This window comes from Streptomyces bicolor (genome assembly GCF_000719285.1).
Classification (GTDB): Bacteria; Actinomycetota; Actinomycetes; order Streptomycetales; family Streptomycetaceae; genus Streptomyces; species Streptomyces bicolor.
This window is the reverse complement of the sequence record NZ_JOFS01000050.1, coordinates 38,015-46,478: the sequence shown is the minus strand read 5'-3', so window position 1 is coordinate 46,478 and position 8,464 is coordinate 38,015. Positions and strand designations below refer to the sequence as shown.

6 protein-coding genes are annotated in these 8,464 nt (G+C 70.7%); all 6 read right to left on the bottom strand.

Going from position 1 to position 8,464, the window contains the following annotated elements:
- Positions 1–9: 9 nt before the first annotated feature.
- Positions 10–162: a hypothetical protein gene (locus IF78_RS0139520; RefSeq protein ID WP_158751644.1), complete on the bottom strand. Its 153-nt coding sequence runs from the start codon at positions 160–162 to the stop codon at positions 10–12.
- Positions 163–389: 227 nt separating this feature from the next.
- A complete protein-coding gene (locus IF78_RS0139515) occupies positions 390–1,304 on the bottom strand; it encodes a replication-relaxation family protein (RefSeq protein ID WP_031487327.1) in 915 nt (304 codons plus the stop codon).
- Positions 1,295–3,925, bottom strand: a complete 2,631-nt coding sequence (locus IF78_RS0139510) for a hypothetical protein (protein ID WP_031487326.1) — start codon at positions 3,923–3,925, stop codon at positions 1,295–1,297. The genes IF78_RS0139515 and IF78_RS0139510 overlap by 10 nt, the downstream gene beginning before the upstream one ends.
- Entirely contained in the window at positions 3,901–4,548 is a 648-nt protein-coding gene (locus IF78_RS49030; protein ID WP_031487325.1) for a hypothetical protein, read from the bottom strand. The genes IF78_RS0139510 and IF78_RS49030 overlap by 25 nt, the downstream gene beginning before the upstream one ends.
- Positions 4,545–5,654, bottom strand: a complete 1,110-nt coding sequence (locus IF78_RS0139500) for a C40 family peptidase (protein WP_234439962.1) — start codon at positions 5,652–5,654, stop codon at positions 4,545–4,547. The genes IF78_RS49030 and IF78_RS0139500 overlap by 4 nt, the downstream gene beginning before the upstream one ends.
- A gap of 38 nt (positions 5,655–5,692) precedes the next feature.
- The gene (locus IF78_RS0139495) at positions 5,693–8,464 is read right to left on the bottom strand and encodes a hypothetical protein (RefSeq protein ID WP_031487323.1); all 2,772 of its coding nucleotides are present in this window, start codon (positions 8,462–8,464) and stop codon (positions 5,693–5,695) included.

Genomic DNA, 8,464 nt, shown 5'->3' with positions numbered 1-8,464 from the left:
TGTGGTGGTTCACTGGTGTTCCCGGGGGCGGGGCCAGATGGTGATGGTGTCGCCGTCGAGGGTGATGTGGCGGTGGGGGAGCTGGCGGCGTACGAGGTTGAGGTCGTCGGGGTCGTAGTCGCTGCCGGCGTTGAGGACGAGGGCGTCGTCGAGGTGTGTCACGGACAGTGTGGCGGCGGGCCAGGCAACGGCTAAGGCGGTTTCGTCTTTGCGAATGATGTGGGTTGTGGGTGTCACCTTGCATCCTCATGTTTGTTGATGACGTCGTGTTTTGATGTGCGAGTCTGCTGGTGTGAGGGAAACCTACTGCTTCGCGTAAGCAAATCTCAAGGGGGGTTTGGTCAGTGTTGCAGGGCTGCGACATTCGGCCGTGACCTTCTGATGCCGTGTCACAGTTCGGTCCATGGGCGGGGTGGGCCGCCGGTCAGTGGTGTCCACACGTCCGTGGTGGGGCCGTGCTGTTCGAGGTCGTCCAACAAGGCCGCTGCGAGCGGCACGTTGCGGGCGAGGGCGGTCACGAGTGGGTGGTGGGCGGTCATGGCTTTGAGGTCGCTGATGCGGTTGTTCATCGCCTGATGCCTGGCGCCGGTCAGCACGAAGAGGATCCGGGGGAACACCGGGTACCAGCGCAGCCATCCGGGCTGGGTCGTTTGCCGGTGTCGGCCGGCGGTCTGTGGCTGGTACGCCCACAATCTCGCGTATTCGATCAGCTTGGCGGCCAGGCGTTCGCTGCTCATGGTGGCGCGGTCGACCTCGATGAACGCCCGCAGCTTCCGCCGGTGTTGGCCGTCTGTGAGGGTGTAGTGCATGACCGCGTCGGCCACGACCTTCTCTCCGTCGCCGATCGAGTGGACCACCTCAGGCGTCCAGTCCAGGTGACCGTGTTCGTCGCCGCGCCGGCGGGCATCGGCGACGAACACGAGGTGGGTGCGCAGGACGGTGAGGGTGTGCGGGGTTTTCAGCGAGGCGGCCGTGGCCGAGGTGATCGGATACGGCGGGCGGCCGCGCAGGGCGGGCCAGTCCCGTGTGAGGCGGGCGCCCTTCGGCGTGAGGTACCAGACCCGGGTGCGATGGGACTGGGGCAGGACGACGAAGTCGGCGAGGCGCTGGCCGCGCAGTTCGTTCAGCCGCTGTGAGACGGACTGGCGGGAGCGGTCGGGCCGCAGCAGGACGTGCAGTTGGTGGGTGGAGGCCATGCGGTGCTGGGCGAGGGTGGCCAGGAGCTGATGCTTGAGGGGCTCGGCAGGGCTGGGTGTGAAGCCTGCTGCAGCACGGTCCTTGGGCTGGGTAGCGGTCAGTTCCATTCGTTGTCCTTCGACAGACGGACGGCAGCACCGCCGGCAGGGGCGTGTGCGGCGAGGAATGCGGTGACGCGGCCCAGTTGTTTCGCGGCGCGGTCGGTGAGCTGGTCCAGCGGGCGTGCCTGGGCGTTCGCGCGCGCGGCCCGCTCCAGGGCGGGGACGTCCTTGGGGCGGGCCAGGTGGGCGAAGACGTCGTCGAGATGAGGTCCGCGCAGCTGGACGGGCCCGATACGGCGGCCGTACACGTTCATGGAGACGTAGTGCTCGAACCGGTTCATGGTGGCGACCCGGTCGGGGCTGGGGTTGTCCCCCCATTCGGCGGTAATCGGCGCGATCGCAGACTTGGAACCGGCGGTGGTGGCCAGCGTGGAGGCGTTCTGCACCAAGGACAGCCGTACCGGGGTGGGGAGGCGGGACAGCAGCTGGGTCATGCCGTGGACGTGGCACTTGTACTTGCGTAAGTCCTCGAACATCGCGGCGATGGTCTCCGGGGCCGCGCCGGTCAGCGTGATCAGCTCGTCAAAGTACGGGCGGAACGGCACCCGCTTGGCTTCGGGTGTGTCACGCCGCGAGCGAGCGGCCCGCAGCAGATCGCGGGCGAGCAGCGCGCTAAGGAGGCGGTCGGTGGGTCCGTTGCCGCCCGGGCACACCCACACGATCATCCCCGTGTCCATGGCTGCGCGGATGTGGTAGACGCCGGCCGGCTGGCCGAGGAAGGCGCGGGTTACCGGGTTGGCGGCCAGGCGGGCGATCGGGTTGAGGACGACGGCGAACGCGTCGGGCGGCAGGGTCGGGAACACCGTCTGCCACCAGGAGCGGGTCTCTGCATCCAGCCGGTCCGCTACGGCGGCGAGCGCAGCGGTGCGGAAGGCAGCATCGGTGAGCAGGGACCGAACGTGGAAGATGGTGGCCTGGTCGCCTGGCCGACCGGCCTGGCAGGTGGCCTCGTTGACTGCGACCAGGACGGCGAGTGCGGCGGTGAGGATGGTCAGCGCGCGGGGGGCTGTCGCGTCGTCCCAGGCCAGTGCAGCAGCGTAGGCGTCGGCGATCGCCTCGACGACCTCGTGGGCGGCCTGCCCGTGGTGCATGCCGAGCGGATTCCACGAACTCACGCGCGGGTTGGGGCCGAGACCTGCGAGGTCGATCAGTGCGATCCGCGGCATCAGGTGATCGTGTGCGAGGAACGGCAGGGCGCGCGGCCAGGAGTCGCGGTGCGGGTCGACGAAGACCAGTCCGCCGCCCGCGTGCGCCCAGCCGATCGCCTGTGCCAGGGCGCGTTCCGTCTTGCCGCCGCCCGCCTTGCCGACTCCGACCTCGAACAGGGTCTCCTCGGCGTAGGTGGCCACCAGCCGCTCGCGGCCGTCGGGTCCCTGGTAGATGCCCTGCAGCAGCAGCTCAGGATCCCCGAACTCGAACGTCGGCAGATCACCGGCCAGCAGCGGAAGCCGGCAGTGGACGGTGGGCGGCTTGAGCAGCCCGATCAGCTCATCCAGCCGCGCCCAGTTCGGGCGGGGCGGCTGGCAGTGCCCCAGATTCCAGCGGCGTTCGAAGCCGCGTCGGGTGGGCCAGTGGTCGGCGCCGATCCGCCACGGTCCGATCCGCCAGCCGCGCATGGCCCACCGGGAGCGGCCGCCGAACACATCGAGTGCGGCCTGGAGTTGGGCGAGCCTCGCCTGGGCGCGGCCCTCGGTGTTCGAGGCGCACATCACCAGCAGCTGTACCCGCACCAGGTGGTCGTCCTCGGCGAGTTTGCCCAACGCCTCGGTCGGCTCCACCCGGCGGGGCACCGGCGGCATCACCAGCCGCCGCCCGGATCCCAGGCCGGGTTTGTCACTGAGCAGCTGCTGCAGCTGCCAGGTAAGGGAGTCCTCGATGCCGCTGGCGTCCTGCCGCAGCCAGCGTCCGGCCCGCTGGGCCTCCCGGCGTTCGGTCTGGCGCGCGGCGCTCATCAGCTGCAGGCGCCGGGCCCTGAGCGCCCACTTGGGGGCGCGTTGGATGTCGAGGCGGATCTCGGCGAGGTCGCCGAGTTCGGGGCGCAGGTCGGCCACGGCGTCGACGAGCGGCTGGAGCGGGTCGGGGGTGAGCGGCACCTCCCGCAGCGGAGAAGTGGGCTTGCCTCGCAGGATGAACTCGGCGCGCACGGTGTGTGTGCGCGGCTTGTCGATCATCGGCCGGGCCCGGTTGACGGTGACGTCCGGCCCGAACGGGGTGATGGACAACAGCCGCTCACCACCGGCCGGTCCTTCGATGCGGTAGCGCAGCGGCGCACTGCCGTCCGCGCGCAGCCGGATCTGCACGGCCTTCGCCCGGCGGGGCGCCCACCAGGGCATGGCTGTGGAGGCGCGGGCGAGCTGGACACCTCGGCGGAAGATCTCCTCCAGGCTCGGGTCGAAGTGCCGGGTGGAGACGAGCTCCAGGGCCATCCGCTCGGCCGACGCCGTGGCCGCGAGCCGGCGCACCACCAGCCCGCCCGCGCCCCAGCACGCGGCGATGGCCAGGGCGAGCAGATACCAGTGGTCGTAGAGCCAGGCGGCGGCGCCAGCCAGGCCGGTGAACAGGCCGAGTACCTGACCATACGCCGTGCTGTCGGCTCGCTCCGTCAGGTACGGGGCTGCGGCGTCCACGTCGCTGCTCCCTTCTTCGAAGTGGTGCGGGTGAAGAACCAGTCGGTGATGCGCAGGTCGGTGAAGGTGCCGCCGCGGTCCATGCCGGCCCACACCAGATGGACCACCGCCTTGTTCGGGCCGTGATCGCTCTGGCGGGCGATCGCGGCCTGGATGCGGAAGCGGGCGGTGGCGAATGCCGGGGCCACCACCGGACCCGAGTCGCCGAAGACATCCGGCCACCTCGCGCGGCCGATCCCGGTGGCGTCCGCGCGCAGCACCGCGCGGCCGGCGGTGAGCAGCTCCCGCTTGTCGGCGGCGGGGAGGTCGGCGGGCCACGCCGCCTCCAGCGACCGCTGGATGGCTAGGTCGCCCGCCATGCCATCGCCGGGCGGTGGCAGAGCGGAGGCGAGGGCCGAGGGGGCCGTTGCGGCAGGCGTAGTGGAGGGAGCCATCGCGCCCGCGGGCTTGCCGTCGGGCGCCAGGGCCGCAGTTGACGGATCCGTGGTCGGGTGCGCGGTCGCCGACGTCGCCGGGGCCGGTGGCTTCTGGGCGGGCGGCTCGCCCAGCAGGGCGGCGCCGGCGACGGCGAGGATGAGGGTGCTCAGCATCAGCAGACGCGGTGAGCGTGGGGTGGTGGTCACAGCAGCCGTGCTCCTCCCGCATAGCCGGACATCGCGTTGACCGCGTCCAGGCGCACCACGGTGCCCGGGCGGGGAGCGTTGACCATCTGGCCATGGCCGACGTAGATACCGACGTGATAGATCGTGGAGTCGCGGCCGGGGATGCCGGCGTAGAAGACGAGGTCCCCGGGCTTGAGCGCGCTGGTGCCGAGGCTGGCGGGGATCCGCTGGCCGACACCGGCCTGGGTGGACGCGACGCGCGGCAGGGTGACGCCGGCCTGCGCGAAGGCGTACACCGTCAGCCCCGAGCAGTCGAAGCCCTTGATGCTCGTGCCGCTCTTCCCGCCGGGCGAGCAACAGATGCCGTACGACTTGCCGCTGGCGTTGCCGCCGCCCCACGAGTACGGGACACCTCGCTGGGAGAGCGCGGCCTCGATGACGGTGCGGACCTTCCCCGTGACGTCCTTCAGGTCCGGGCCCTTGGCGACGGCCGTGTACTGGTCGATCCAGCCGAGCACGTTGGCGACGTACTCGTTCGAGTGGTTGTACTGCAAGAGCGCGGCCTTGAGCTGGTCCCTCTTGGTCAGGTCCCGCCCGTTGCCGCACAGGTAGATTGCGGCGCCGAGCGCGGCGTCATCGGCGTTGTGCGGATCGGCGATCTTGTCACCGCCTGCGTCCTCGCCGACTCCCTCCCACGTGGAGGGCAGGAACTGGAAGGGGCCGACGGCACGCTCTGCGTTCGCGGTGCCGTCCCACTTGCCGCCGTCGGTGTCCGGGAAGACGGTGGTGTTGCCGCCGGCACCGGAGCCGTTGAGGAGCACCCCGTAGATCTTGGGGCGGATGTCGCCGTTGTCGGTGATGTTGCGGCCGGTGGCGTGGTGGGATTCGACCTTGGCAATCCCGGCGAGGATCGGCCAGCGCATGCCCCGGCACTTCGGCACATGCTTGCCGACCTGCTGGATGGCCTTCTTGTACGCGGTCAGCATCCGCGGCGGGATGCCGGCAGCCGTCCCGCCTTCGGCGATCCCCCCGCCGTTCTGCGCACCTGTTTTTAACGCGACGTACGCGGTGATCGCGATGCCTGCCGGCGCGGCACAGCACACGGCGGCGAACAGCAACGCCGCCACCACACACCCCCACCACGCCCAACGGCGCCGGGCGGGCCTCACTGGTCCTCACCGTCCTCGGCCTGCCGCCGGGCACGCTCCTGACGCAGCCGCTCGGCCTCGGGCTCGGTCCTGCGCATCAACTCCTGGAACCGGGCCCGCGCCTGGGCACGTGTACCCTCACCGGTCGATTCGGGCTGAACGGACGGCTGGCGCGAAGACGACCGGGCACGGCCCTGCATGGCGCGCGCCAGATCCGGGTCCACGCGGCGGACGTTCGCGATGGTCTGGCGGCGCAGTTCCGCCGGGTCGTCCAGCAGCCGCTGCAGCGCGCCGGGGCCCGGCGCAGACGAGCTCCGGGGCCGCGCACCGCTGGCAGAGGGCACCGCTCCGGAGACGCGGGCGGAGGCTGCCTGCCCCGAACCGGCCCCGGTGCCGACGGGCAGGCGACGCGATGCCAAGGGCCCCGGGCCGCCGCGGTCGCCGGCCCTCTCCCGCATGACGCGGGAGACATGCCGTCCCGTGTCTGCCCAGGCACGGCCGTCCTCACGCCACGTGTTGCCCCACACCTGTACCTGCTGGCGGGCGTCGTGGGTGTACCGCGAGCCACCCTGCCGGGCCCGGCGGACGTTCGCCGGCAGTCCGACCGTCGCCCCGTACGCGGTCCGGCCCCCGCGGTTGAGGATGCGGTACCCACGGAAGCGGACCAGCCGGTTGTGGGCGCGAGTGCAGAGCAAGGTGCGGTCGGTGTTCTGGTCGTGCAGCACCTGGCCGGAGTTGCGGTCGACGACCTGGCCCTGTTCGTTGCGGTAACGGTCGGGCGGGCCTGAGGGCCGACGCGGACCCGTGCCGCCTGAAACGTCGCCCCCGTCCGACGGGCTACCGCCCGTGTTCGGGTCGCCGTCGGCCGTGGGCTTGCGCCACTTGGCCAACTGCTCCTTGTCCGGCCGCTTGCCGATCAGCAGCCAGTGCGCGCCCTTCGCACCGAGCCGTGCGCCCAGCCCGCCCACGGCGGCGGCCGCGGTGAGCGGGGCCAGACCCCGCCCGGCTTCAGCAGTGGCGTCAGCGAGGATGCCGCCGGTGTCCACCGGCATGCCCGCGCCGTCAACCAGCGAGGAGAGCGCGCCCATCAACCTTTGGCGGGTGCCGAGCATCCCGTACCGGCCGCCACCACCGCCGGTGAAGGCGCGCAGCCCGCCGCCGTAACCGCCCATCGCGGCCGGGGAGTTCATCGCGAGCGCGGCGCCGAGTTCGGAGGTGTCGCCGGGCAGGTGGGTGCCGCCGACCTTGGCGTAGCGCATCCGCATCGCCAGGCGACGGCCGAAGGACGTGATGCCCACCAGCAGACGGCGGTGCCCGGCCGCGCCGGTGATGGCGAGGACGTCGATCAGCAGGATCCGCTCCACCATCAGGTCGGGCCCATCTGTGATGGTGGCGTCCACGGCGATGCCAAAGAACGGCACGAAGGCGCTGATCCCGACGACGGCCAGGACTCCGATGCCCCACAGGGACAGCCACTTCCACACCGACTGACGCGCAGGCCCGGGCAGCATGCCGGCCACGAACGTGACCCCGCCCGCAGCCGCGGCCGCCGCGCAGATGCCCTGGGTGCCGAGCAGCACGATCGCGCTCGACAGGAGCATGCCGCAGATGAAGAACGCCGCGATCAGCAGGAGGAGGGCGCCGCCGACCCGCCACCAGGTGGGCTTCTCGGCGTACGCGGCACACGCCTTGCCGACGTCGCCGGCCTTCTTCATATCGGCGAGGAACGCGGCGAACTCCTGATCTTCCTCGCTGACCAGCGGGGAGGCGGTGTCCAGCAGCTCGCCGCCCGGGGTGAGGGAGGGCAGGTCGTCACTGTCCCGAGGCGTGTCGTCGTTGTCACGCAAGCAGTACTTCTTGGCCGGCCCGTAGATCAGACTGCAGGCATCCTTGCGCTCTTCCGACGGCTCGGCATCGGCCTTGTAGCCGCCGATGACCCACTTCAGGTGGACCGCGTACGCCTTGCGGTCGGATGCCTTGGCCGGGTCGAGGATGCGCCCGTACTGCAGCATCATGTACGGCTTCACGACCAACGCGTTGCTGACCGAGTCCTGGATCGGGCGGGCCACGTCGGTCGAGGAGACGGGCGCTTCTTCTTCCCGCTCCAGGCACTTGATCTCGGCGTTGCCAGCCATGCCGTCACACGGGCCCTTGCTGGCGAGTTTGCCGCCCCAGTTATAGGAGTTGACGCTCTGCTGGGCGACCTCGGCGGCCACTTGCTGGGACTGTCCCAGCGGGCCGTCCTGTGCGAGCAGGGTGTCCGGGTGGATGAGAGCCGAGGCGGCGATTGCCCCGATCAGCAGGGTGAGGAAGATTTCGCCCAGACCGCGACCCACGCGGCCACGCACAATCATGAATCCGGCGAACACGAACGCCCAGGCCAGCAAGAGACCCTTCAACCCCAAGGAGTTGACGACCACCTCGTTGTAGGTGTCGGAGACCTTCTGCGCCGGCCGGGTGAGGATCTTCAGCAGCGGGAACCGGAAGGCCACCTCGACCCCCCACCCCGACAAGCCGACCAGCATCCGGATCAGGGTGAACAGGCCCGACAGGGCAAAGGCGAGGGACTGGGTCTTGAAGCTGACGATGGAGCCGCCCTCGGCGTTCAGTTCGTACCCGTTGATCGGCACGCCCTCGGAGGAGGTGATGTTCAGCGGGGCGAGCAGGTCCCCGGTCTCACTGTTGCCGCTTGCCGCGTACACCACCTGGCTGTTCACCATGAGGAACACGCCGGTGAGCAGCACGACGAAGCCGGCCGAGCGGAGGGTCGCGCGGTCTGGACGGAACAC

Coding starts and splice junctions, on each gene's coding strand:
- IF78_RS0139515 (WP_031487327.1), bottom strand. CDS start 1,304: ATGGAACTGACCGCTACCCAGCCCAAGGACCGTGCTGCAGCAGGCTTC.